The organism is Sulfitobacter sp. 1A13368 (assembly GCF_043557275.1).
Classification (GTDB): domain Bacteria; phylum Pseudomonadota; class Alphaproteobacteria; order Rhodobacterales; family Rhodobacteraceae; genus Sulfitobacter; species Sulfitobacter faviae.
The window spans coordinates 12,326-35,413 of sequence record NZ_JBIFFR010000010.1; the positions used below are offsets into that span (position 1 = coordinate 12,326).

The 23,088-nt window shown below is 52.3% G+C and carries 28 protein-coding genes and 1 other annotated feature; of the genes, 16 read left to right on the plus strand and 12 right to left on the minus strand.

Features of this window, described 5'->3' with window-relative positions:
- The first annotated feature begins 2 nt into the window (after window positions 1-2).
- Window positions 3-320, plus strand: coding sequence for a HigA family addiction module antitoxin (locus ACGYK4_RS16935; protein WP_394457494.1), 318 nt, complete (start codon window positions 3-5; stop codon window positions 318-320).
- A gap of 1,212 nt (window positions 321-1,532) precedes the next feature.
- Here ACGYK4_RS16935 and ACGYK4_RS16940 read toward each other — a convergent pair.
- The gene (locus ACGYK4_RS16940) at window positions 1,533-2,216 is read right to left on the minus strand and encodes a hypothetical protein (RefSeq protein ID WP_394457495.1); all 684 of its coding nucleotides are present in this window, start codon (window positions 2,214-2,216) and stop codon (window positions 1,533-1,535) included.
- Window positions 2,217-2,513: 297 nt separating this feature from the next.
- On the opposite strand from ACGYK4_RS16940, the gene ACGYK4_RS16945 reads away from it, so the two are divergent.
- Both ACGYK4_RS16945 and ACGYK4_RS16950 read left to right on the plus strand, forming a co-directional pair.
- Window positions 2,514-2,681: a hypothetical protein gene (locus ACGYK4_RS16945; protein WP_394457496.1), complete on the plus strand. Its 168-nt coding sequence runs from the start codon at window positions 2,514-2,516 to the stop codon at window positions 2,679-2,681.
- Window positions 2,682-3,569: 888 nt separating this feature from the next.
- A complete protein-coding gene (locus ACGYK4_RS16950; RefSeq protein WP_394457497.1) occupies window positions 3,570-3,911 on the plus strand; it encodes an H-NS family nucleoid-associated regulatory protein in 342 nt (113 codons plus the stop codon).
- A 273-nt stretch (window positions 3,912-4,184) separates the two neighbouring features.
- Here the strand turns inward: ACGYK4_RS16950 and ACGYK4_RS16955 are convergent, their stop codons facing one another.
- The 4 genes from ACGYK4_RS16955 to ACGYK4_RS16970 form a co-directional block, all read right to left on the minus strand.
- Window positions 4,185-4,736 (minus strand): 2OG-Fe(II) oxygenase, encoded by a 552-nt coding sequence (locus tag ACGYK4_RS16955; protein WP_394457498.1) that lies wholly within the window; start codon window positions 4,734-4,736, stop codon window positions 4,185-4,187.
- A 109-nt stretch (window positions 4,737-4,845) separates the two neighbouring features.
- On the minus strand, window positions 4,846-5,307 hold the full coding sequence (locus tag ACGYK4_RS16960; RefSeq protein ID WP_394457499.1) for a pentapeptide repeat-containing protein: 462 nt from the start codon (window positions 5,305-5,307) through the stop codon (window positions 4,846-4,848).
- A gap of 28 nt (window positions 5,308-5,335) precedes the next feature.
- Window positions 5,336-5,587 (minus strand): zf-TFIIB domain-containing protein, encoded by a 252-nt coding sequence (locus ACGYK4_RS16965; RefSeq protein ID WP_394457500.1) that lies wholly within the window; start codon window positions 5,585-5,587, stop codon window positions 5,336-5,338.
- Between the two features lie 170 nt (window positions 5,588-5,757).
- On the minus strand, window positions 5,758-6,171 hold the full coding sequence (locus ACGYK4_RS16970) for a response regulator (RefSeq protein ID WP_394457501.1): 414 nt from the start codon (window positions 6,169-6,171) through the stop codon (window positions 5,758-5,760).
- Window positions 6,172-6,392: 221 nt separating this feature from the next.
- On the opposite strand from ACGYK4_RS16970, the gene ACGYK4_RS16975 reads away from it, so the two are divergent.
- The gene (locus ACGYK4_RS16975; RefSeq protein WP_394457502.1) at window positions 6,393-7,940 is read left to right on the plus strand and encodes a PAS domain S-box protein; all 1,548 of its coding nucleotides are present in this window, start codon (window positions 6,393-6,395) and stop codon (window positions 7,938-7,940) included.
- Window positions 7,941-8,192: 252 nt separating this feature from the next.
- Here the strand turns inward: ACGYK4_RS16975 and ACGYK4_RS16980 are convergent, their stop codons facing one another.
- Complete coding sequence (locus ACGYK4_RS16980; protein ID WP_394457503.1) at window positions 8,193-8,435, minus strand: hypothetical protein; 243 nt, start codon at window positions 8,433-8,435, stop codon at window positions 8,193-8,195.
- Between the two features lie 417 nt (window positions 8,436-8,852).
- Between ACGYK4_RS16980 and ACGYK4_RS16985 the strand changes: the two genes are divergently transcribed.
- Window positions 8,853-10,283, plus strand: a complete 1,431-nt coding sequence (locus tag ACGYK4_RS16985; protein WP_394457504.1) for an ATP-binding protein — start codon at window positions 8,853-8,855, stop codon at window positions 10,281-10,283.
- 140 nt (window positions 10,284-10,423) lie between these two features.
- The gene (locus ACGYK4_RS16990; protein WP_394457505.1) at window positions 10,424-10,981 is read left to right on the plus strand and encodes a recombinase family protein; all 558 of its coding nucleotides are present in this window, start codon (window positions 10,424-10,426) and stop codon (window positions 10,979-10,981) included.
- 211 nt (window positions 10,982-11,192) lie between these two features.
- Here the strand turns inward: ACGYK4_RS16990 and ACGYK4_RS16995 are convergent, their stop codons facing one another.
- Both ACGYK4_RS16995 and ACGYK4_RS17000 read right to left on the minus strand, forming a co-directional pair.
- On the minus strand, window positions 11,193-12,044 hold the full coding sequence (locus ACGYK4_RS16995; RefSeq protein ID WP_394457506.1) for a universal stress protein: 852 nt from the start codon (window positions 12,042-12,044) through the stop codon (window positions 11,193-11,195).
- A 12-nt stretch (window positions 12,045-12,056) separates the two neighbouring features.
- A complete protein-coding gene (locus ACGYK4_RS17000; protein WP_394457507.1) occupies window positions 12,057-13,553 on the minus strand; it encodes a SulP family inorganic anion transporter in 1,497 nt (498 codons plus the stop codon).
- A 72-nt stretch (window positions 13,554-13,625) separates the two neighbouring features.
- Window positions 13,626-13,682, minus strand: a sequence feature (sul1 is cis-regulatory element that is thought to sense ions involved in sulfur or methionine metabolism; They are found in Alphaproteobacteria).
- A 384-nt stretch (window positions 13,683-14,066) separates the two neighbouring features.
- On the opposite strand from ACGYK4_RS17000, the gene ACGYK4_RS17005 reads away from it, so the two are divergent.
- From ACGYK4_RS17005 to ACGYK4_RS17020, 4 genes are all read left to right on the plus strand, one after another.
- Window positions 14,067-14,708 carry a ParA family protein gene (locus ACGYK4_RS17005; RefSeq protein WP_394457508.1) on the plus strand — a complete coding sequence of 214 codons (642 nt, stop codon included), beginning with the start codon at window positions 14,067-14,069 and terminating at the stop codon, window positions 14,706-14,708.
- Window position 14,709: 1 nt separating this feature from the next.
- Window positions 14,710-14,979, plus strand: coding sequence for a hypothetical protein (locus ACGYK4_RS17010; protein ID WP_394457509.1), 270 nt, complete (start codon window positions 14,710-14,712; stop codon window positions 14,977-14,979).
- A 249-nt stretch (window positions 14,980-15,228) separates the two neighbouring features.
- Entirely contained in the window at window positions 15,229-15,600 is a 372-nt protein-coding gene (locus ACGYK4_RS17015) for a hypothetical protein (protein ID WP_394457510.1), read from the plus strand.
- A 232-nt stretch (window positions 15,601-15,832) separates the two neighbouring features.
- The gene (locus tag ACGYK4_RS17020; RefSeq protein ID WP_394457511.1) at window positions 15,833-16,198 is read left to right on the plus strand and encodes a hypothetical protein; all 366 of its coding nucleotides are present in this window, start codon (window positions 15,833-15,835) and stop codon (window positions 16,196-16,198) included.
- 4 nt (window positions 16,199-16,202) lie between these two features.
- Here ACGYK4_RS17020 and ACGYK4_RS17025 read toward each other — a convergent pair whose 3' ends face one another.
- Window positions 16,203-16,475, minus strand: a complete 273-nt coding sequence (locus ACGYK4_RS17025) for a helix-turn-helix domain-containing protein (protein WP_394457512.1) — start codon at window positions 16,473-16,475, stop codon at window positions 16,203-16,205.
- A gap of 235 nt (window positions 16,476-16,710) precedes the next feature.
- Window positions 16,711-16,899 carry an antitoxin Xre/MbcA/ParS toxin-binding domain-containing protein gene (locus ACGYK4_RS17030; RefSeq protein WP_394457513.1) on the minus strand — a complete coding sequence of 63 codons (189 nt, stop codon included), beginning with the start codon at window positions 16,897-16,899 and terminating at the stop codon, window positions 16,711-16,713.
- 183 nt (window positions 16,900-17,082) lie between these two features.
- Here ACGYK4_RS17030 and ACGYK4_RS17035 point away from each other — a divergent pair, with 183 nt between their 5' ends.
- From ACGYK4_RS17035 to ACGYK4_RS17045, 3 genes are all read left to right on the plus strand, one after another.
- Window positions 17,083-17,454, plus strand: coding sequence for a hypothetical protein (locus tag ACGYK4_RS17035; RefSeq protein ID WP_394457514.1), 372 nt, complete (start codon window positions 17,083-17,085; stop codon window positions 17,452-17,454).
- A 279-nt stretch (window positions 17,455-17,733) separates the two neighbouring features.
- Complete coding sequence (locus tag ACGYK4_RS17040; RefSeq protein WP_394457515.1) at window positions 17,734-18,102, plus strand: hypothetical protein; 369 nt, start codon at window positions 17,734-17,736, stop codon at window positions 18,100-18,102.
- Window positions 18,103-18,271: 169 nt separating this feature from the next.
- Complete coding sequence (locus tag ACGYK4_RS17045; RefSeq protein ID WP_394457516.1) at window positions 18,272-18,460, plus strand: antitoxin Xre/MbcA/ParS toxin-binding domain-containing protein; 189 nt, start codon at window positions 18,272-18,274, stop codon at window positions 18,458-18,460.
- Between the two features lie 191 nt (window positions 18,461-18,651).
- Here ACGYK4_RS17045 and ACGYK4_RS17050 read toward each other — a convergent pair whose 3' ends face one another.
- Together ACGYK4_RS17050 and ACGYK4_RS17055 are read right to left on the minus strand one after the other, a co-directional pair.
- On the minus strand, window positions 18,652-19,005 hold the full coding sequence (locus ACGYK4_RS17050; protein WP_394457518.1) for a nucleotidyltransferase domain-containing protein: 354 nt from the start codon (window positions 19,003-19,005) through the stop codon (window positions 18,652-18,654).
- A gap of 206 nt (window positions 19,006-19,211) precedes the next feature.
- Entirely contained in the window at window positions 19,212-19,592 is a 381-nt protein-coding gene (locus tag ACGYK4_RS17055) for a response regulator (protein WP_394457519.1), read from the minus strand.
- A 227-nt stretch (window positions 19,593-19,819) separates the two neighbouring features.
- Between ACGYK4_RS17055 and ACGYK4_RS17060 the strand changes: the two genes are divergently transcribed.
- The 3 genes from ACGYK4_RS17060 (at window position 19,820) to ACGYK4_RS17070 (ending at window position 23,009) form a co-directional block, all read left to right on the plus strand.
- Window positions 19,820-21,346, plus strand: coding sequence for a sensor histidine kinase (locus ACGYK4_RS17060; RefSeq protein ID WP_394457520.1), 1,527 nt, complete (start codon window positions 19,820-19,822; stop codon window positions 21,344-21,346).
- Window positions 21,347-21,681: 335 nt separating this feature from the next.
- Window positions 21,682-22,080 (plus strand): hypothetical protein, encoded by a 399-nt coding sequence (locus ACGYK4_RS17065; protein ID WP_394457521.1) that lies wholly within the window; start codon window positions 21,682-21,684, stop codon window positions 22,078-22,080.
- Window positions 22,077-23,009 carry a hypothetical protein gene (locus tag ACGYK4_RS17070; RefSeq protein ID WP_394457522.1) on the plus strand — a complete coding sequence of 311 codons (933 nt, stop codon included), beginning with the start codon at window positions 22,077-22,079 and terminating at the stop codon, window positions 23,007-23,009. The genes ACGYK4_RS17065 and ACGYK4_RS17070 overlap by 4 nt, the downstream gene beginning before the upstream one ends.
- Window positions 23,010-23,088 lie beyond the last annotated feature (79 nt).

Below are 23,088 nucleotides of genomic sequence, written 5' to 3' on the forward strand. Positions count from 1 at the left end.
GCATGAGCCGCGACCCCAACCGTTGCCCCACGCACCCCGGAGCGTTACTCCGCGAGGATGTAATTCCCGCGACCGGGAAATCGAAAGCTGAAATTGCTCGAATGCTTGGGGTTTCTCGGCAGCACCTTCATGACCTGCTGGCAGAACGTAAACCTGTAAGCCCTGAGGTCGCGGTGCGCGTTGGAAAGCTGTTCGGTACCGCGCCCTTATTCTGGATTAGGATGCAGGGGGCCTATGATGCTTGGCATGCTTCCCGCGAAGTTGATGTCTCGGCCATTCCAACACTTAGTGCCGCTCCAGAGACATCCGCGACGGCTTGAGTAAAGCGGAAGCAGTTGATGCCCTCACACCATAGTTCTCAAATTATAGCCACGGATATAATTACTGGAGGGGCACATCATCCTGGGATGTGCTGGCTTATGAAGTTGCCAAGGAAGGTGTGAGGTTGGCCTGAAAAGGGCCTAACCAGCAACTGAGGCCAGATATGGAACTACTCGGACATTCGAAATCTTGCTTACGCACACTTGATGTAAGCGTTTGTTTTAAAAGTCTTATTTATAGCCTGGTCACTACGGGGGTCTTTTTCGACCTCATTTTAGGGCCCAGTGATCGATAAAACTCAGTATTACTTAGTTTTATCAGTATCTTATGGTACAAGTGACCACAGCTACACTAAATAAGGCAGCACCATGTCAGCAATTATATTCACGAATATAATCGGTTTGGTGAATTTTTGCTGGCCCATCGGTAGCCCGCTTGTGGCCCATCAGTGGTCGCTGTGTGGCCCAAGGTGGTCATCCCGTAGCCCATCGGTGGTCTAGGGTGCTTGAAAGCTATCTTGCTGCCACCAGACTGACCGCAATCTGGCCCCCCGGGCGCAAAAACCGTCCTCTTCAATTTTGGACAAAAACATATGAGCTTTGTTCTATGAATGTCCTGCGGAGGATTTCTCCTCCCTGCCAAGAAGCATGAACCTATCCGGTGCAATATAAACTCCGAGATTTCGAAGGGGTGAAAATCCGGGAACGGACCATAGCAAGCAGCGTTGAACTTGGGAGGGTAAAAAATGACGGAAGAAAAAGGTGCGCTCACTGACGTTGCTACAGGGCGCCTACAGAATAACCACGGAAAGCCTACAAGACGGCTACAGTTGGGCCACAGGGGGGCTACTCGTTCCATCTTCTGACCCGAGTCGGCTTCTTCTCTCTCTCCGCTCAAGGCTCACAGCTTGCGGCTTGCGGCTTGCCACTAAGGGCTGAATGCGGGGTTGGTTCATATTTCAGCGTCCGTTACAGCCGCTCATTGAAGGTATCGTCGAGAAATCGTCGTTTCCCATCCATCGATATGTGAAGAGCGGTCTGTCCAAGCTAAGGATGGGAAATGGGGAACATCTATGACTATAGATGTTAATTACTTGGAGCAGGCGGAACTCGTTGTTCGCTTCATTCGGCGCTCCGACGAAGGCCAAAAATGCTTCCCGGCTTTGCATGCCGGGAAGCATAATTAATCTAACGATCATTGACCGTGCGGGTTTAGTTCGAACTGGCAGTTTGTGGCTTTCCGTCGGGGCCATAGTAGACGATCTCGACGTCTTTACGGAGATCCTCTTCCACGTCAGAGAAGGCTTCTTGACGCAACTGCTGTTCAATCTGAGCTCGCACAGATTCAAGAGGTGGTATCTCTTGGTCGCTGTTGGCTTTGATCTCTTCATACTTCGCTTCGACAGACTCGTCAGTGACGCGATCGCCTAGTTCCCGCTGAAGCCAGACTTGGATCATTGCATCCTTTTCATTTGCAGAACGAGCTTCCTCAACAAGCGCAACGACTTCTGAATCTTCATTCAGTTTATCCGCCAAAGCGGCCTTATAGATGAGCTCTTTAGCGATGAGCTGGTTGACCGCCATGGGCACCAGAAGTTCTGGCGGTTGTTGCCGAAGTTGAGGAGGAAGTGCAGAGATCGCTCCGGAAACGTCCGAGCGGCTAATGTCCTCATCTCCCACGCGCACGACCAGCAGACCACTTTCAGCCTCCGCAGAACTTGTATCATTCGTGGCGGCGCTTTCTTTCGATGTCTTGCTGGTTTCCCTATCCTCGGTTTTTGTTACTTCGGTTTGGGCGCTTGATGTGTCGCTATTCGAATCCTGGGCATACAGCGGTGCCGCGACCAGAGACACGACGAGCGCAGTGGTAGTCGTCAGTTGTGTCGTCAATGGCATGTCGTTTGCTCCTTTCGTTGCAACAAGTGCTAGCAAAACGATCTGCGCTTATAGTGGTTCCGTTTCGGGCAAGAGGAAGAGACGTTGTTGGGTGAGGAAAGGCTAGTTTGTTATGGAACGTTCTGTTTATAGCTGAGGTTGGAACTCTGGAGACTTTCGCAGAACAAGAAGAGGTTCGTCGTGCCAGCATATTTGATTTCTTATTCCACAGCAGCAGAGCAGACTAGGACAGACCTCGACGAGTTCATGGATGCCCTTGGTGCAGTGCCCCTAGGAGATTGTCTATGTGGGCTAGAGATGAATCTCGGACTTGATGCATTTCGCGATTGGCTAACCAGTCAGCTAGAAGAAAGCGACTCTTTGGTTGTCATCGAACTGCGCCCTCGTTTTAGACAGTCCAGCCAGAACCTTTCGCGTGAAGCTGTTGCTTGGCTGGAAGAGGTGCTGCTGCCAAGAGGGGTTTGATAACCCCGGGACTAGTTTTATCCACAAGAAATTTTTACGGAAATTAATCTATTTTAAAGACACTCCCCCAGAGGTTCACAACGCTGTAAGTCTTCTGGTACTTTCGTGCCCAGTAGAGTTTTTGGGGGGATATCGTATGGCACCCAGCAACGATAGGGATAGAAGCTTGTTGGCCCGCATGACGGAGAATTGGAAATTTTCCCATTGGGCTGGCGCGTTAACGGTGGCGGTGCTCTGGATTATCGCAGCCTATGAAATGGTCACCTATCTGTTCGACAGCTAAGACGGCAAAGCTGTCTCATTTTTACATTAAGTACCTTGCCGTTCATTCTACAGCGTCTATCTTCGCGCAATGGCCTCCGATGAGCATAACAATACAGCCCCAAAACGTAAGATACGTGAGCGTAGGGCAGACAGCGGGCAAGTGCGGGAGCGAATGGCGTTCGGCATGGCTATGGTGGTGTTATGGTCGCTTGGACTCTGGTTCGTTTTAACACACTGACCGTCATTTACTGGCCGATTCATAGAAGCCTTTGGCGGCAAACGCGGGCTCGAAGGCGTATCATCTCATGGAGGCTCTAAACGGCACCATAGTGTTGTATGGGCTTCAGCTCGAGGCTCACTATTAACCTGGTGTTTTAGCCATAATATGTCAGCCTTTCTTACTTATAACCGCAATTATAGCTACGACCCCTATGGGTGTAATCGCCTCATGCCCGGTGCTAAACTCATTAAAAGAGGTCGCTGGACAGGGCTCGGCAGAGTTCAACACCAGATGTCTTAGGTGTTTTGCTGGGGAACAAAAATACTAAGCCCCCGTGTTCTTAGAGGGTCGACGTTGATGTGTAGTAATACATATATGGACGCATATCTGGAATAGAGGTTGATATGCATACGAAAAATGATCTGAAAGCAATGTCGCGAAAAGAGCTCGAAAGGCTTTTGTCTGATGTGAAAAAAGCATTGGAGGCTGCTCGAGCCCGAGATCAGAGAGAGGCAAGAAAGGCTGCTAAAAAGGCGGCCGCAGAGTTTGGATTCTCCCTGGGGGAAATTTCTGAAACGCAACCCTCAGCTCCTGCGAAAAAGCGAGCTAAGGTTAAGAATCCATCCAAACCAATGTATGCTAATCCAGACGATAAGAAGCAGACTTGGACAGGTAAGGGCCGACAGCCAAATTGGTTCCGTAGTCAGGTCGAGAGCGGCACTGCGCCCGATGCTATGCGTATATAACCGATGGAAACCTAGAGTTTTAACTATTTAGAGTCCGGAGAGTACCCAGGGTATCTGGGAGCGGACTGAGGGTTAGCTGCGCATTTCAGAATGACTTTTTTCCTGATGCGCAGCTACCTGCATTTCGCCAACCCGTTTATGCTGATCGGTATAAGCCCTCGGGAAATCAGCCCTTCCTCAGCATAATGCCTACAGGGGGCTACAGAATGACCACCGTTGGCCTACAGGGCGCCTACAAGATGACCACAGTAGGCATACAGGGCGGCTTCATGGTCATCGGAATGGAGGGCCATGTGCCCACACAGTCATTGAATACCGAGTGCCGCTTGTGACCGCCGTTACCTGATGAAGCGTAAAGCTGGGGAAGATACTGACGCACCCCTGCGCGCGTTCGGCGATGAGGATTTTGGCGCCAGGCATAATCTCCAGATTTCCCCCCTCGTAAGTTTCAGGATTGCTCAGTTGTAACACCAAGGTCAGCTTCCGCCTTCCGGCAGTTGGACTGCTGCCAATATCAGAGTGCCATGAAAAATGTCCCCCGACTGATGCCTTGTAGATCGCTACTTGGGGGCTTTCGGCAAACTCGCGCAGATCGAATTCGAACTCATCCTTGTTGGCCTGCCGAACGAGGTTAATCAGGCGCTCCATGATCCATTCCATGCCAGCCACTTCATCAATCCAAACGAGCTCTGAATTGCGATGGCTGTGGTCTTTCTTTCGGCCGACGAGGCGAGCCTCATCTGTTGGCGCCTCGAAGAGAGTCTTAAGGATCACCTCACATTCGCCTTTGGTAAACGCATTCGGGATCGAATGGAGCGCAAGCATTTGGTCTATCCTTTTGATCATCCGCCAGTTGTCCTTTTGGAGGGAGCGGATGGGACACTATTTTGGTAGAATTAGGGGGGTACTTAAACCAAACCTATTAGGTGGCCGATCAATCGCATTCGGTGCTCACCATGGTCTCATCCGGCACCTGCGTGTTGCAGTAGATCCCATCGTCAAGGTCGGTGTCGATGAGAATGGCGTCTTCGAAGACGGCGGCTTTGAGAACCGCGTTCTCGAATGACACATTGATGAGCTTGGCACCGGTGAAACTGGCGCCCGTCAGATCGGCAGAGTCAAACGAGATATTCTCGAGGGTTGCTTGGTCAAACAACGATAGATTGAGGCCTGCTTCCGAGAAGTCCACGTCCCTTAATTGAGCTTCGGTCAGGTCTATCCCGGTCAACTTCCGACCTGTGAGGTCCATCTGCTCGAAGGTACAACCGAAACATCTGCCGAGCATGCGCAATTGCTTCTCCTGCTCCGGTTCCTGCCCGATCGCGGAAGTGCCAAAGAGAGAAGCGACAGTCAGAAGCACGCCAAGGCAGCTCGTCGGAAACGCATGATTTTTCAAGAAGTACCACCTAAGCCTATCAGGACTTTCAAAAGTCAAAAAGCTCGCTCAAAAAGCCTTCGCGACGCTTCTTTTTATAAGGCTTGCCGTGGTCGCGATCTTGTCCCGAACTGCGCAGGGAGGCGACCTCACGGGGGGCAGGTTCGGGATCCGACCGTTCAATGATCTTGTCCAGTTCGCCTCGGTCTAACCAAACCCCACGACATTGAGGGCAATAGTCAATTTCTACACCGGAGCGATCTGTAATCACCAGCTGGGTTCCATCGATCGGACATTGCATCAGTTAGCCTCCCTCATTCCTGAAGTTAATTGGGCACCCGCGATGCAAACTGCAACCACCTCAAATTTATTCTCGCCAGAACCGCTGTGCGTTGAATCGGCTGGAGCCAGCCAAGTTCCAGATGGTCATATAAAGTGGAGTGCATGCCTGCTCTCCGGGTGCGAGCTAGATCACGCGTGGTTTGGGGGATCTAGCTGCGCAGCATCCCAACGATCAGATGAAGCGGCCTCTTTCAAAAAAGCTATAACAGTCTCGGGCAGATAGGGTTTCGCAATAAATGTCGTGCCGGTAGGAAGACTGTTTGCCGCCACATTTGAGGCTCCGGATGCGACAATGATCGCAATGTGGGGCCATCTGCGGCGCACAATCTTTGACAGCTCTAAACCGTTTAGTGAGCCAGGCATCTCAATATTTGTGAACATGATGCCTATGTCATTATTCGAAGTGAGAACTGTGCACGCTTTGGCCGAATGTGCAGCAGCGTATCCCGAGAGGCCCGCATCCTCCACAAGGCCCATGGCCGCGAGGCGCAAAAATGGATCAGCTTCTACGACGAGAACGCCGCATGCATCACTAACGATCATAACAGAGATATCCCTATGCGCTGAGATTTACATATCATTGCTAGATAAGCTTTCTTTGTCATTTTCAATTGACCTGCCCCCTTCCTCACCAAAGCCATTTTCCCGACAAATATTTAACAACATTGAGTATCCGTCGGATTCTTTCCTCCACGCTAGGAGGATGGTTAAGTAGCAATGGCTCGCATCGCTAAAAAATGCACTTGTCCGAGGAAGGTGTACCTATGAAAAAACATACGCACAGCGCCTCTCCTGCAAGTTGTCCGGCCGACCAGCTTAAAGGTCGAGATGCTTCGGTAAATATGGGAACGCATGCCATAGCGATCGAAACTATGGAAACTGCGTTGGCAGCCGCTCGGATAGCCGTGTTTGAGCTCGATCTGGTTGCAGACACCTCGAATGTCTCAGCAACTTGGCGTGATCTTATGGATGTCGACCTATCCGACGGCGTCGACTTTCAAACAGAATGGCGAAAGAGAATCCACCCTGACGACGAAGTGCTTATCGAACGCGCATTGGCTGACTACGTAAATGGCCAAGCCCCCCGGGTGGCAGTAGAATATCGGCTGCGTTCACGTGATGGGTCGGACTGGCTCTGGATGCGTACAGATGCCGAAGCAACTGAGTGGGATGTTCAGGGGAATGCTCTCAACTTGGTCGGGACACAACGCGATATTACAGACCGAAAACGCGCCGAGATAGCGCTGCAAGGTAGCGAAGAGCAATTTAGGTCTCTGATGAACAATGCCCCCATCGGAACAGCCTTGGTTTCATTGGAGGGTCAGTGGCTGGCGACAAATGCAGCAATGACTGCCTTCCTTGGCTATTCAGAAGAAGAACTGAGAAGCACAGATTTCCAGTCCATAACGCATGAGGACGATCTAAAAAGTTGCCTTTTGAAAGTCCAAAAACTTTTAAATGGTGAAATTGACGCTTTCGAACTCGATAAAAGGTATGTGCGCCCCGATGGAGAGATCGTTTGGGGGCATCTCTGCGTGGTTCTTGTGCGGAGCGATGATGGCCAACCTCTGCACTACATAACTCAGGTCTTAGACATAACTGAGGCTCGGAAGTTGGATTTCCTCAGGAACGAGTTCATGTCCATCATTGCTCATGAATTACGCACGCCCGTGACGGCAGTCGTAGGGGCGCTGGATATGCTTGACGTCGTTTGTCCCAATGGTCCAATAGAAAAAGTGCAGCAGCTTGTAAAAATTGCCAAACGCGGCGGTGACCGGTTGCGCAAAGCGTTGGAAGATCTACTCGACTTCGAACAAGTGTCAGGCGGAGCTTTATCTCTCAACTTGACTGAAACAAATATTATCGAAATTTTAAGAGAGGCGCTGCTGAAGAGCCAACCCGTCATGGATCAGCATAAAAGTTCAGCCCGCATGATCCTACAGGAAAGCGAGATCTTTTGGAAATGCGATCCGGTTCTGTTGGATAAAGCGCTTAGGCACCTGCTCTCAAATGCTGCTAAATTTTCTCCTGAGGATACTGAGGTTCGGGTTATAATCGCGAGGGATACAAGCCAATTAAGCATCCGTGTAAAAGATTCAGGCCCCGGCATTCCCGATAATCTTCAGGAGAAGATATTTCAGCCTTTCTGGCAGCAAGACACATCTGACACAAGGGAGCAGCAGGGTATCGGCCTCGGGCTCACTATTTCCCGCCAGGCGATCCGAAGAATGGGCGGTGAGCTATCAATCGAGGCCTGTGGTGGGCCGGGGGCTGAGTTTCTCATCACGCTTCCCATCTGCCCTGTACGATGAATTTACTTCAATAAGGGGGTCCAGAAAGATAACTTACCCCTTACCGCGCTGCTTGGCCATGGTCAGCCTCATCCTCAATGGCTGTCTTCGAAGGGGTCCGGGAGGTATGAAACAACTGCTTCTTGCTGGCGCCTGGATCGGCACAGATAGGCTAAGTGCATGATGCGGTGGGGTGTCAACGCGTAGTGTGCACTTCATCGCCGCGCAACCTAAGCAGAGCCTCACTGCGAAGGCAGAACTATAGTTGATAGTTCACGCTAAGGGATGCTGCCTTAGCTCGATAAGAATTTCATTTGCTCGGTGGATAACATCCTGCTTCTTTTCTTCACCGGTCGCCCGCTTTGCGTCATCCAAGAGGGCTTCAGTCCTTTTCTGGATGCTCAAAAACTTTTGCTCTTCAGCTTCTGAAGTTTTTGTCCGTCCAAGTTCAGCACGCCGCTCGACCATTGCTTTCTCCAGCTCATGAACTTTTTCTTCAAACTCGTTCTGTCTCACCAAGGGCTCCTTTTGTAGATATAGTAAAACTAAGCTCCCACAGCCTTTATGCAACTTTCATAGCGTCGGACAGCGACGTATTCTTGCTTGAATAGGTGTTCTCCAATGTGCGCGCTAGGCTTGCAATGACCTACAAGAAGCGAGAGAAGAACAACTTCTTCAAGCTTCCAAAATAGTGTGAACACCCTACCCCTAATTCAGAGTTTTTCGTGAAGTACCGCTGACCTCTCTGTTAGGCCGAAATCCGCCCAGAGATCGGATATATGTAGGCATTTTATTGCTTCTTCGAATCTGAAAGTCGACGAGGCGGAAGTCGGGTATTGCGCAATTTCGGGTGCCTTCCTACATCCCGATTACTTGCATTTGCATGCGTGTCAGAGCGTTTGAGCGAATGCTCTTCTGTCCGAAAGCCCCCTCATGAATTACGATCATTTAGCTCTGTCAGAGTTCGGCATACCTCTGTCTGATTTCGACATCCGGTTCGATAAAATCACCCATCTGGCTTCGCGCCTCCTAAGCACACCGGTTTCATTGCTCACAGTCATCGACGATACAGCTGATCTCCAGCTACTAAAGTCGGCAGTAGGTGTCCCGGATGAGCTGCGCCAGAATCGTGCAACACCGCTAAGCCACTCTTTCTGCAAGTATGTGCGGGATAGCGGAGCACCGTTATCTTTACCCGATGCTCGGGCCGACCCATTTCATATGCATAATCCTGCGATAGAAGCCTTTGGGGTCGTCAGCTATCTTGGTGTTCCGTTTCACGGCGAGCGCGGTGAACCGGTGGGTGCACTATGCTGCATGGATATACGCCCTCGAGAATGGGCCAATCAAGATGTTGAAATACTGATGCATCTGGCTTCCATCGCGGATGATCAGTTCCAGTTGGCCTCTGCCGTCAGGGATCGTGCGAGAGCTAAGCTTCTTGCTGAGCGAGCAGCGCTCACTCGAAGCAGCTTCTTGTCGCATGCAAACCATGAAGTCCGGACACCTCTAAGCGCTATCTCGGGAGCCGCACACCTCCTCAGCGCTATTTCGACAGATACAAAAACGCGCGGCCTGGTAGAGGTGATTGAACGGAATACGGTGCGCCTGCGCGCCCTCACAGATGACTTGGTTCGCATTGCTGAGTTGGATACGGTCACCGCTACTATAGAGGCAGAGACCGTTGATCTTATTGAGGTGATCAATAATATTGTCGCAAAACATGAGGGGACTGCGCAGTCCAAGGGCTTAAACTTAGCATTCAGTAACGCGGCTATAAACACTCTAACCTTCTTATTCGATGCTGCCATTCTCACCAGTGTGATAGATCGTCTTGTTTCTAATGCGATCAAATTCACTGCGGTAGGCGAAGTCCGTATAACGGTAGAAGAGACATCACCAGACGCCTTTGTAATCATTCGCATAAGCGATACCGGTGCAGGTATTGGCTCTAATCTTCAACGTAAGCTATTTGAAGAATTCGAAGGACATGATCCCCGAACCGCTCGTGAAGGTGGCGGAACCGGGCTGGGAATGAACATCGTGAAGCGTGAGGTGGAGCTATTAGGCGGCACTATATCTCTATCTAGTCAGCTCGGCGACGGGACCCAATTCGAGGTTTGCCTGCCAACAGCCAGAAGCTCGGAAAATAACACCTATCGGGCAAACGAGCCACAGAGCAACTCTGGGCACCTCACTTGTCTGGAATGCGGAGTGAAACTCAGTCTTCTGCGACGTCATCTCAAGCACGAACACGGCATGTCCCCTGAAGTGTATCGCGCTAAGTGGGGACTGCCGGAAGATTTCGAGCTATCGAGCACCGCCTATAGAGCGATGCGGGCGGCAGCTAAGCGCGACAAATGAAATCAGCCTTCGCCTTGTAGAGCCCATCTCGAACTTATCTGTAGACGTGCACATGTAAGCCGACAAAAACACTAGTTTTTGTCGCCTTTTTAAGATTCAACCTGTATGTGCTCAAAAAACGGCAAAAACAGGGTGACAGAATGAGATACGGATATGCGAGGGTTTCGACGGCCGATCAACGGCACGATCTACAAGTCGACGCTCTCCAGCAGACAGGATGCGAGCAGATCGTCCAAGAGGTGATGAGCGGTGCCAAATCACTGGCGAAACGGGATGCCCTACTCTCTCGGTTGGTCGAGGGTGACGAACTCGTGGTATGGCGCCTAGACCGGCTCGGCCGGTCGACACTCGATGTGTTGGAGCAGCTCGAAGATCTCCAGCATCGCGGGATCCGGTTCGTCACCCTTGAGGGAAACTTTGATACCGGCACCCCGATGGGAAAAACGATGTTAACAATCATGGCGAGCCTGGCTGAACTCGAGCGGGAAACGTTGCGGGAGCGGGTGAAGAGCGGACTTGAGGCCGCCCGGCGCCGTGGTGCAGAACTCGGCCGTCGCAGATCACTCAATGCCAGTCAACGCGAGCAGATTGTCACTTGGAGAGCTGAAGGCCAATCCTGGAGGCAAATTCAGCAATTATTCGGCGGACCCAACTCCATCTCGATCCGGACTCTTCAGAGAGCTATCGGAGCGCAGTAAATGTATCTCCTAAGCCCCCTGCCCTACTGGAAAAACAAAGGGGTGCCCGTCCTTTGCATTTCGCGGTGCAGTTGAGCGTTTCAGAGCCTCGAAGCGCATCGCTTTGAGCCCTTAGTGACCGTGCCGAGCTTGAAGCTTGCGCAGTCGCGAATAAGCGGAGCTCAGTGCTTAGCGCAGCGAATGACGGCGATGCAATTCCGACGTCTCAAACTTACCTGTACAGCAGAACAGGTATTTTCACGGACTGCACCATCGCTGTGGTCGTTGATCCGATGATGAGGCTCCTGATCCGGCTATGCCCATAGGCCCCCATCACCAGAAGATCGAACCCCTCTTCAGACACCAGCTTGTTCAGGGCGTCTTCGGGTTCACCTGTCGCGATGCGAGAGGATGCCGTGATATTGGCCGTATGAAGCTTAGAAACAGCTTGATCAGCAACTTTCTGGGCATGAGTGCTATCTTGCGCCACGCTGAGCACGCTGACGGCGAGATCAGCAAAAACAGGGCTGGTCGACATACGATCGATAGCGGTCTCGGCACTTGCGCTTCCGTCATAAGCCACAAGAACTTTTGAAATGTGTCGAAACTCTCGTGATGCCACAAACACTGGTACCTTGGAGGTGCGCACGATCCTCTCCAGGTTCGACCCCAAGTGACCAGAGGCGAAATCCGCGCCTTCGCCCCGCTTGCCGATAGTGATTGCGCGAATATCGCTTTCAAGCTCGCGAACCGATTCCAGAAGGTCGCCTTTTCGCAAACGCATATCCACCTTCGGGATCCCGGCTTGTTCAAGGATCGCTTTCGCATCTTCCAGAATGGCATGACCCTTCGCTCGGGCAAGTTTGGCGCGCTGCTCGTCCATGGCAGAAAGTTCATCCAGGAGCGCGGTCCTGGCACCCAGGCTTAGTGTCCCCGAAAGATCCGTAGATGCAGCGCCCTCGCGGCGGCCTAATACATGCATGGCTATCACGCTGCCATTGAGCTTCTTTGCGATCCAAGCGGTGTGGTGGCAGACGCTTTCGGAATAGGCCGACCCGTCCAGTAGTGTCAGTATTTTGTCCATGGTGTTCCTCCCTCAGTGTCCCATCAACTTGTCCATCGCGCCGGGCTTGTCATGTATCGCAAGCTTATCGACGAGCGTTTCCGTTGCGTGGTTCATACCGACAACCTCGACTTCTGAACCTTCTCGGCGGAACTTCAAAATTGCCATGTCCAGCGCCTGAACGGAACTAATGTCCCAGATATGGGCCCTGCTCACGTCGATGGTGACATGATCAAGCGCCTCGCGGAAATCGAAGGCATCCGCGAAATCTTCAGCCGACCCATAGAAAAGCTGGCCTTCGAGCACGTAGGTCCGTTGACGGCCATCAGCTGATAGGGTCGAGGTGATACGGAAAAGCTGCGCGATCTTACCTGCGAAGAAGATGCCCGACAGCAGTACCCCTACCAAAACGCCGATGGCGAGGTTGTGTGTGTAGACCACGGTGACGACAGTTGCGATCATCACGATCGAGGAGGAGCGTGGATGGACCGTCAGCGCCTTGATCGAGGACCAGGAGAAGGTGCCGATCGACACCATGATCATGATGGCCACCAGTGCAGGCATCGGAATCCGGGCAACAAGGTCACCCAGCCCCACGACGAGGATCAGGAGTACGACGCCAGCGGAGAATGCTGAGAGTCGGCCCCGGCCGCCAGATTTCACGTTGATGATCGACTGTCCGATCATCGCACAACCCGCCATACCGCCAATGAACCCGGTCGCGGTGTTCGCGATGCCCTGCCCGATGCATTCCTGATCGCGGCTGGATTTCGTGTCAGTCAGATCATCAACGATGTTCTGTGTCATCAGGCTTTCCAACAGTCCGACCACCGCAACGGCGGCGGAGTAGGGAAAAATGATCAGTAGCGTCTCGATGGTTAGCGGCACATCCGGGATCAGGAAGAAGGGTAGCGTATCAGGCAGTGCGCCCATGTCGCCTACCGTCCGAACCTCCCATCCCATCGCCAGAACGGCCAAGGTCAGCACGATGATCGTGACCAGCGGGGACGGGATCGTGGTGGTGATACGTGGAAAAAGATAGATGATCGCGAGGCCTGCGGCCACAAGGACATAGGTGAGCCAGGTGACGCCTGGATTGCCCAGGTTCAACTCGGGGAGTTGCGCCATAAAGATCAAGATCGCCAGCGCATTCACGAAACCGGTCATTACCGATTTTGATACATAGCGCATGAAACGCCCGAGCTTCAAAAGTCCCGCCCCTATCTGCAAGAGGCCTGCAAACACGGTTGCAGCCAAAAGATACTCGAGCCCGTGATCCTTCACGAGCGTAATCAACAGAACGGCTGTGGCGGCAGTCGCCGCCGAAATCATGCCTGGCCGTCCGCCTGTAAAGGCTATGAGAACGGCTATGGAAAAGGAGGCGTAAAGACCCACCTTGGGGTCTACGCCTGCGATGATAGAGAATGCGATGGCTTCGGGGATCAGCGCCAGCGCGACGACGATACCCGCAAGCACATCGCCACGAATGTTGCCAAACCATTGCTGTCGGTAGTCAGAAATTGAGATCATATGAGCAATCCAGTACCCTGTGCCAGATCGCCCTTCACAAGACGGTCGGCATTATATTTTGGGAATTTTCAGGGTTGTCCGGCGGATCAGCGGCCGGAAGAGCCACCCGGGCTTTCACCGGGGTCCTAACGTTATTAGGGCTGCATAAACCCTATCTGCGTGGGAATATCAATCCCTCTCAGATGCGCGGGTATCACGCCACTGGAGCGAAGCTGTTGGAGGTGTTCGCTAAGAAACTGACTGCCAAAACCCACATCGGCGCAATGCTCAACATCTGGAAATCTGGCCTAGGAGCTGCCATTCGTTCTGGTATGGGGCCATATGTCGGTGGACGCTACAGATACTGGCCTGTTGATCGTGTTCGATTGTATCGACATCAAATCTTCTCTTCACCTCCTCACCGACGGTTACAGAAATTAACCTTTGCGAGCCATATCCTAGGATGATAGGACGCTAGAGTAATATGATCCTAGGGCAATAGGACGCTAGTAATCCGCAGGTAGAGGGCAAAATATGATAGTAATTTCGGTGGTCCATCAAAAAGGCGGTGTGGGTAAGAGCACTATTTCACAGGCACTCGCGGCCGGTCTAGAAGGCCGAACTCGAATTTATGATGCAGATCAGCAAGGTACCACGTCCCGTTGGGTAGAACGCCGACAGGCTGAGAATGTAGCCAAACCTGAGCTTGCAGTAGGTCGCATCGAACAGCTTCCTGGCCTCATTGAGCAGGCGGAAAAGGATGGTGTCGACTGGTTTGTCATCGACACGCCCCCGGAACACTCAGGCGAATTGAATCTACGGACTGCTCTATCTGTCGCTGATTTTGCAGTCATGCCCACACGCGCTGGCGCCAATGATGTCCAGGTGTTGCCGAAGACTATGCGAATTGCGCGACAGATCGGTGTGCCATTTTCTGTAGTCATGAATGAGTACGACGGCCGCCGTTCGCTGCACAAACAGGTGCTAGCTGACCTCGAGGATATGGCTCGGCGCAACGGGCACACGGTCCTGCGACCATTACGCAGCCTGGCAGCTCACCAAGACAGCACTTACGCAGCCCAAACAGCAATCGAATACGCACCAAGCAGTGATGCGGCTAGAGATATGATCCTGCTCACCAGAGAAGTGGCGCAGATAACCAGAGGAGAGCAATAATATGGCTAAGAAGAAATTGAACACGACCGGACTGATCGATGATGCCGCAGAACGTGTTGGAGATCTCGACCCATCACCGGCTGCAAGCCGACATGATCGGGCGCCACTCAAACTTGAGAAGCGCACCCGGGCGGCCACCGAGCAGATGAACTTTCGCGTCAGTGAAGGTCTCGGGCGTGATATCAAGCGATGGGCCCTCGATCACGATGTTGCGCCAGCGGACGTCATCGAGGCTGGATTTGAGATGGTGAAAGCAAAATTCGGACCATGATGCCCAGCTGATGTAATATGCACCCGCCCTCCTCCCAATAGAATATGATAGTATCCTATGATCCTATGGTCCTAGCATCATAGGGTTATAGGATACTAGTAATTCAAGCGCGGATTGATAGAATCAAAGTGTAGCTCTGGTTAACTCTCCAATAATCGCATTCATATATGATTTTGTAGTAGACCACACATGCGACCTGTTCTCCGCCGAGTAGGCGGCCTGCCGATTTCGGCATCAACAGGAGAAATTATGACGACGAAACTGAACGCCCGAGGTGAAGGATCACATGCATATAGCGACCAAGATGCAGTGGAGCAGTGGGAGGCCACGCAATGGCTGATCGAGTACGTCCATGATAACAACGAGAACCAGGATGGCAGTTGGTCAGACTGGAGTGATCCTGGTCACATCATCAATACCTATGCGCCCGCTCAGGTTGTGGATTCTGGGAAACTGACGTCGTACGGGGAGTGCCGCCACGAGGAGCCACTCCGCCGGATCACCATCGGAGACCGGGGCAGGGAGGTTCTGGCTGCATGCATCGCAGGCAAGGGCGCAGAAGAGCTGATGAGCCGATGGTCTCGGGAGATCGAGGAGGCGGGCGCGGCGCCGTCATCATAATTCATAGTGTAAAGTCCTAGCATCCTAGCATCCTAGCAATATAGGATGCTAGGGTTTCTCGAGGGACCCGAAAATGACATCTGTTTTACCTCTCCGTGACTGCATCGACCATTGGATTGAGAACCAAATTGGTGATGAAATGCTGGTCCCCAGCAACTCGGAATTTCGGCGAACTCTGCGGGTCTCGAGGGAGTTCCAGCGGTCTACGCGGCTGCCTTTCTCAAGTGGGCATATGAAGTTGGCAGCGGCCGAGAACGTGACTGCTGAGAACCTGCCAGACGTCCTCAGAAGGGTGCTCCACAAGCCTATGAAAAAGTGGCTGGAGGGCCGTTACAGCGATCTGGTTACCCACCTAGGCGGCATCAGCCTCCCGGAAGGGCAGGGGAGCTCTCCTGAGCTGGTTGGTGTGCTGGCAAACGTGCTTGATGTCCACCTGGTGGAGTTCACTGTCGTGCTCGCGGGGAAAGGATGGATATTTATTGCTGAGAAACCTTTGGTCGCTGATGTGCGCGGTGAAAATATGATGTTCGAGGGCGATCTTGGTGACTTCGTGGCAGCTACAGCGATGCTCTCGATAGTGCCGACGGTGCCTGCCTAAAGCACTAATCTGGCCGGTTCTCCGGCGCGTAGCTGATGTGAAACCGAAAAGGTTTGGCGACCTTCCTTAGAGCATCAAGTGCATCATTTGCGGCGCCACTTTCGAGAACCTCGAGCTGCTCTAGAGTAAGACCGAAACATCTACAGAAATACTCCGGTGTCATTCCAAAGCCTTCTCGGATCCAGCGAATGCTTTCCGGCAAAGGAAGTTCACCAGCCTGCGCACGACGGTGGATCTCGCGCTGATGTTTTCTGTTCTCATCCCGATTTTTGTTCATGCTTCCTCCTCCCATGATACAGGTGCGGTCTACATCTATATTGAATGGTAGGAGGCGAGGGACTCGAACCCTCTCGCTCACGCTTATCTGGCGCCTCGGGGATATAATGCCCGACCGCATACCCATGCTGCCTCCCACAAAATAGTGGGTATCCTGAGAGTTCAGGATATTCGGCTGGTATGCAGAATCGCGTTCATGCGACGATCATCGCCAGATCTAGGATGCTGGTCAACCGTCAGATGTAGACGCCGTGCTCGATCTGCATCAACAGGATCTCCACCTCATCACGGCCGGACTGGGTCTCCATAAGGTCCGCCGGGCGCCTGTTATCCAGCGCCATCGCCGTCGACGACATCCACTCCTCGGCGAGTTCCGGAGAGCCCATGACCTTGGTGCACAGCTCCATCAGTTCGGTCTCAGTCATGATCGGGTGTCCTCCGGTGTTAACATGCTGACATGTTAACACCGCTCATGCGGGTGCTTAATACATCAAGGATTTCGCTCACGCATTAAAACGGAGTTAAGGGTGGTCATTCTTTACACTTCGGTAAGTTGCATGGTCAGTACATATATTGTATATTTTCAAATATAAAATATGAGCAGACCTATGAAAACACTAAATATTTCCCAGTTCAGCGCACATGAACATGCGGAGCCATCCTCCCCCCAAGAACTCCTGGAGGCCATGCTGGCAGGTTGTGATATCGAAGAGAATAATATTGCGGCCTCTCAGATCGATGATGCGGTTCAAGATCTGCTTACCGAGGATGAGAGCATTGAGGAATTTTGGGCTTACAACGAAAAGGACGAGGAGTTCTATCGCATCGGTGATGAGATTTGCGTATATGGGTTAACGACAGGCAATCTCCACTGCGGCTCGGCTGATGAACATGCCGCATCCGACGTGGCCGATTTCCGCGAATACATCTCAGAACAAGATGATGATCTAAATACAGGTAATCCAGCTAGCGCGATGTGATCAGAGGCCTCTTCACGAAGGTCGTGTCCGCATTACATCAATGCAGGCCCCAGGTTTTCATAAAAATGGGGGATTTCAAGAGGGCGTCCTTTTTCCACACTAGTTGCGGGTGTGGGCGTAGAACATTAGGGCGTGCGTGAATTACAGCAATCTGCTGAGACAGGTATGCTCTACATCTAGCACGGTATCGGCCTCATCCGAATGCCGGTTCCCACTGGAAAATCCTAAGGATCAGCCACATAGTTCGTTAAATCCGTCCTCTGGCAGGATGCTAGGAATATGAAAGTGACATCAGAAGAGAAGCATGCGCTTCTGCGGGCCCTTCCAAAACTGTTTGCGAGCTGGGACCTTGCCGATGAGCAATCCTCAGCACTTCTCAGTGTTTCCAAGGAATCCTGGGAGCGGATCCGGTCTGGCGTGAACGATGAGTACATCGCTGATGACCAGGGGCAGAGGGCGGGCACCCTGCTCGGCATTCATGCAGCTCTCCGCACCATTTTTGTTGGCTCTCGATGCAACGACTGGATTCAGAGACCTAATTCAGATCCGATGTTCTCAGGCCAATCTGCATTGGATTTTATGATCGACGGTGGCTTACCTGCAATCGAGCGTGTGCGGGAATACCTGCAAGCTGAAGTGGCCCGGTGATTGGCTTCGGGATTAGTGAGAGCCCCGCTTCGCCGAATAGAATGTACGCTTTTTAATTGTCATAGCTGTCACACTGTCACAAACTGCCTAAAATCACATATTTTTATGGCTATAATTTTGTGACACGCGTGTCAGTGATAGGGTTCTAGGATCCTAGGAGGAGGTTGTGATGACTAGAGATCAGGTGATCGAGATGGCCGCGCGTGTGCTGACATCAGAAGATCGTGCCCGGGAGTGGCTGTCACGGCCGCATCCGTTATTAGACATGCATGCACCTCAGGATCTGTTGGACAGCCATTTTGGTCGAGGTCAGGTGGAGCAGCTTTTACTCCGAACTGAGGCCGGGTTTGCCGCCTGAGGCGTCGGATCTATTGTTTGACGGCCAAACAACGCATATTGAGGTGAGGTGCTGGAGTTGTGATCATAGGGTGACGATCAGACGAGGTGCGATGCCAGCCGACATAGATAGGCATGAATTCGAGCGTCGAGCCATATGCAGTCAGTGTGGAGCCCTTTGGCCGCAAATGACGAAGCACCCCAAGAAGAAATCTACCTCAATGGGAGAGGACGGCGATCATCAAGTCGGACGCCCTCTGTGACGATTGTGTGTGCAAACAAGGTCGGCACGACCTTGGCCCCGTCAAAATCGCTTTGGCGCGCTGTCAGTAGGTCTGCATGAGCGCCTGACCTCCGGCGTAGCCTGAAGGCAGCATGTGGGCTGTCGATGTCTTCTGGAGCATCATCAGACACCACAGCGAGCAGGTCGAAATCACTATCCGGGGTGTGATCACCTCGAGCACGGCTCCCAAACAACCACACCTCTGAGGCCAACATCTCTGTTTTGCAGAGCTCGACAAGCTGCTGCACTTCAGGAGAGAGCGCGATGTGTTTCTTGGTCCGCATAGCGTTTTATAGGATCCTATGATGACGCGGTTATCAAGGATGGTTCCCTGACGCTTAGAAGTGGGTAATTGCGCCTGTTCTAGGATGATAGGATCCTAGGGAGCTAGGAAAACTTGTCCTATGGGAACGACCCAGCCCTGCCTTTCACGCACATCGCAGGGAATGCCCGGAGCCTCTTCTGTTGGACTCTTGCGCAAAGATTGGAGCTAGGCTTGATTGGAGTGGTTCATAAGCGTGGCCAACGCTGTAATAACTTGAGCATGAACGAATGGTTTTGGTATCAGTACGCTCTTTGGAACGCCCATAGCCTCCCACTCATGGGCGCTGTCCCCAGTCATATATACGATCGGCATCTCCGGCATCTGCTGCCTAATCTGCCTAGCGAGGCACCACCCGTTTGGGCCTTTGCCGAGGCTTATGTCGGTCACGACCCCATCAATGCGCGTCGGATCAGCTTCGAAGGTCTCCGAGGCTTTTATCCCATTCATAGCCGTCACGACCTGAAACCCCTCCTCAATAAGGGCGGCTTCAATGTCCATTAGAATGAGCGCTTCATCCTCAACTAACAAAATTGTTCTACAGCTCATTCTCAAACCTGTCTGGATAACCGACCTCAACTAAGCGCAGGCCGTTTGGTTCCAATTTGTAAGACCGAAACTTGGCGGTTGTACAATCACCATCCGCTGTTCCCACCAGACTTCATCATCGGGACACAATGATTGATCCGCATAGACTTCGGCGGGAAAACTCCTAGATCCAAGCTGTTATCTGAGCACTATAGCCTCAGATAGGGCCAGTCCGGGAAAGAATTTACATGGTAACCAGAGCGATTGTTGGTTCAGCTCGCGCTGCAACCATCTTCATTGTAGTCACCTTCCTAGTGTATTCCAGCATCGTAGGGGCGCTCATCTATCAAGGCTTCAACGCTGCCCGAGATAGAGCAGAGAGTTCAGTGACGGCCGCCGCCAAGGCAGTAAAGATCAACACCGGTTGGATTGTTGAGGTGGCCAGGCAAGCGCTGCGCCAGATGGACGTCGCCCTTGGACCCGATGTTGAACCTGACACCCCTGCGACTTTGACCAGCGTTCGGGCCGCGCTGGAAGGCCTGCCCAGCACCGCCAAAGCCTACATTGTTACCGCTGACGGCCAAACCCTCTATACGACCGACCCCGACGCCCCAAACATTGATGTTCGCGACAGAGAATATTTTACGCGCCCCGCCTCAGGACAACAGTTCTTCACTTCTTCGCTTCTCACCAGTCGCATCAATGGCAGTCCGATATTCACGTTCAGCCGACGTCTTGAGCGAGAGGGTATCTTCATAGGCGTTGCAATAATTTCGTTCGATGCTGCTCTATTGGGGGAGTTGCTAGACTCTCTCGACCTAGGGGCAGGATCGACACTGGCTATTCTGCGCAGTGATGGCATGCTGGTGGCCCGGTATCCACCTGTGGATGGCCCGGTGGACCTTAGTCAACATGTACTATTCCAAGACCACCTGCCCAATTCAAACGCAGGCACCTATATTAGCGAGTCTCCTGTAGATGGCGAGAAACGGTTTATAGGATATCAGACTCTTCCCGAAGCTGAGCTCATCGCCATCGCTTCGATGGGCTATAGTGAAGCGTTGGAGCGATTTTGGCGACGTGTCCGGGTTTTCCTCGCGATCGTCATTCCATCCATTCTCGCGCTTGCCGCATGCGCCTTTTGGGTCATCAGCCTTCTTAGGCGGGATGTTGTGAAAAATGAAAAGCTGGAAGCGTCGTTCGAGGCAAATAAAATGCTGTTTCGCGAGATCCACCATAGAGTTAAAAACAACATGCAAGCGATGCAAGCCCTTGTAGGCATGCAGAAACTTTCCCCCGAAGTGGAGACCAATTTCAAATTGCGCCTAGCGGCGATGGCTACTGTACATGAGCATATGTACAACTACGACAAATATGCTGCTCTGGACGCGCCAGCATTTATCGCCTCAGTGACGGAAAATATCTTTAAAGCACATGGCTCGCCCGCGCGTTTGAACCTTGACGTCGATCAGATCCCAATCAGCCACGATCAGGCTACCTCTCTAGCCATGCTGATCAATGAAGTTGTCACCAACTCTTTGAAATATGCCATTATAGACAAGTCAAATGCTGAGATCCGCATATGTCTCAAGCTTTTGACGGAAGACACAGCTGAACTGATCATCGCTGACAACGGACCTGGGTTTGATCCCAACACGGGTCACTCAGGAATGGGCACCAAAATCATTAAAGGGATGGTCATGCAACTCCACGGGTCGCACACTTATGACTTTAAGGCAGGCACAAGTTTTTCCCTTAGGTTCCCTGTAGGTTAGCGTCGATAGCTGTTGGCACCAATCGCTTCATGAACTCTCTGCCCCATGCCATATTTTCCGATGGGGGAGCGCTATTTTCATGGATATGGCACCCATCATCTATTCCTCGAATAGGTCTCCTGAGGTGCCTTATTGGCTCCCTGACATGCATCGGAATGCTTCCTTGCAAAGGTGAGATTAACGATTCCGAAATGGTTGGTGATTAGCTCTCTATTTTGACAGCCAGTTGTGTTGCTACCCGCCGCTACGCGCCGGTCCACAACATCCTGGCAAGGGGGCTGTGCCCCCGTTGACCCCCGTGATGCTTCCCATCACCACCATAGAGGAGAGCTAGCATGAGCAGCAGTGAGAGCAGACAAATGAGTAATCAATTGGGTCTCAGACTCGATGATGATCTCTATGCACGCCTTGTTGCAGCTGCCCGTCGAAGCGATGTCGCGCCCACAGCCTATGCACGCTTTCTAATTTCACAGTCTCTGGGGTCGGAAACCGAACGGGTACTGCCGAGGCCGAGGCGCGGATCCAACCACAAGCTGACTAAGGAGGGCAGGGGCGCCATCCGCTTTACTGGCCAGCTTGGAGCTGTTGGCAACAACCTTAACCAGGCGATGGCTCAGGTGCATACCGCGCGCAACGCAGATCAGATCGATGAAAACCACTTCCGACAGCTCGAAGCGACCATCAAGGATGTGCAGGCGCTCTATGCTAGGATCCTAGGAGAGCTTCTTGAATGATCATAAAAAGCTCTCGCATTCCTGTTTCTGATACCGGCGCCATCGCAGCATATTTCGCGGCCGAAGGTGAGAATGAGAAGGTGAGCTGGCTTCAAGGCACGCAGGCTGAGATCCAGTTAATGGGCATCGCTGCAAAACTTGCTGGGCGAGCCTTCTCTGTTCGACATGTCATTGTTGCCCCAGGTGAGAAGCTGGGTGGGCCCGAGCTGACGCAGATCCTGGATAACGTCTGCCAGGAATATGGCGTCACTAAAAATATGAAAGATCGCATCACCGCTGTGGTTCACAAGAAGCCTCGCGAGGGCAGTCAAGGCTTCGAATACCACTATCATTTTGCGATCCCCGAGGTGGACACGAACATCGGCCGGGTGCTCGATTCCAAGTTCACACACATGAGGAATGAGAAGCTCTCACGCCTCGCCGAGCTGCAAACTGGCCACGAAATCACCCTTGGACGCTTCAATCGCGAGGTCTTCGACGCCCTTTCACGTGAACAGCCAGATCTCGATCTATCCAGATACCAGGATTCCCTCGAGAATGCGGCTGAGGTCAGTGGCATGGACCGCAGTGACTGGAAGAGCTTCAGAGCTGAGAGCAGCTACACGAGCACCGGTCATCAAGTCATCAAACGCAAAGCGCGTGCTGCTGGCGTCGAGGAGGACCTGTCGCTGCCGAAGGTGAGATCGTTGATGCGGAAATGGGCGTCGACGCGAACACCTGAGCAGTTCATCGAGCACGTTCTAGCCAGTGGCTATGAACTCAGACTAGGCACCAAACAGGGCATCTGGCGCCTGCATGGGCACGGGCATGATCTGGGATCTATCGACCGCCTGAGCGGAATCAAACGTCATAAAATTGATGAAATCATGGAGAGGAAGTATGACGTTTCCATAGGCCATAAGGATGCAAATGATAGATTCAGCCGGTAAAGGCATCTAAGCCTTGGATATTTTCCAGCACAAAAAACGGTGCTTAATGGAAAATTTATTGGTTTCTTAAAAAACATGC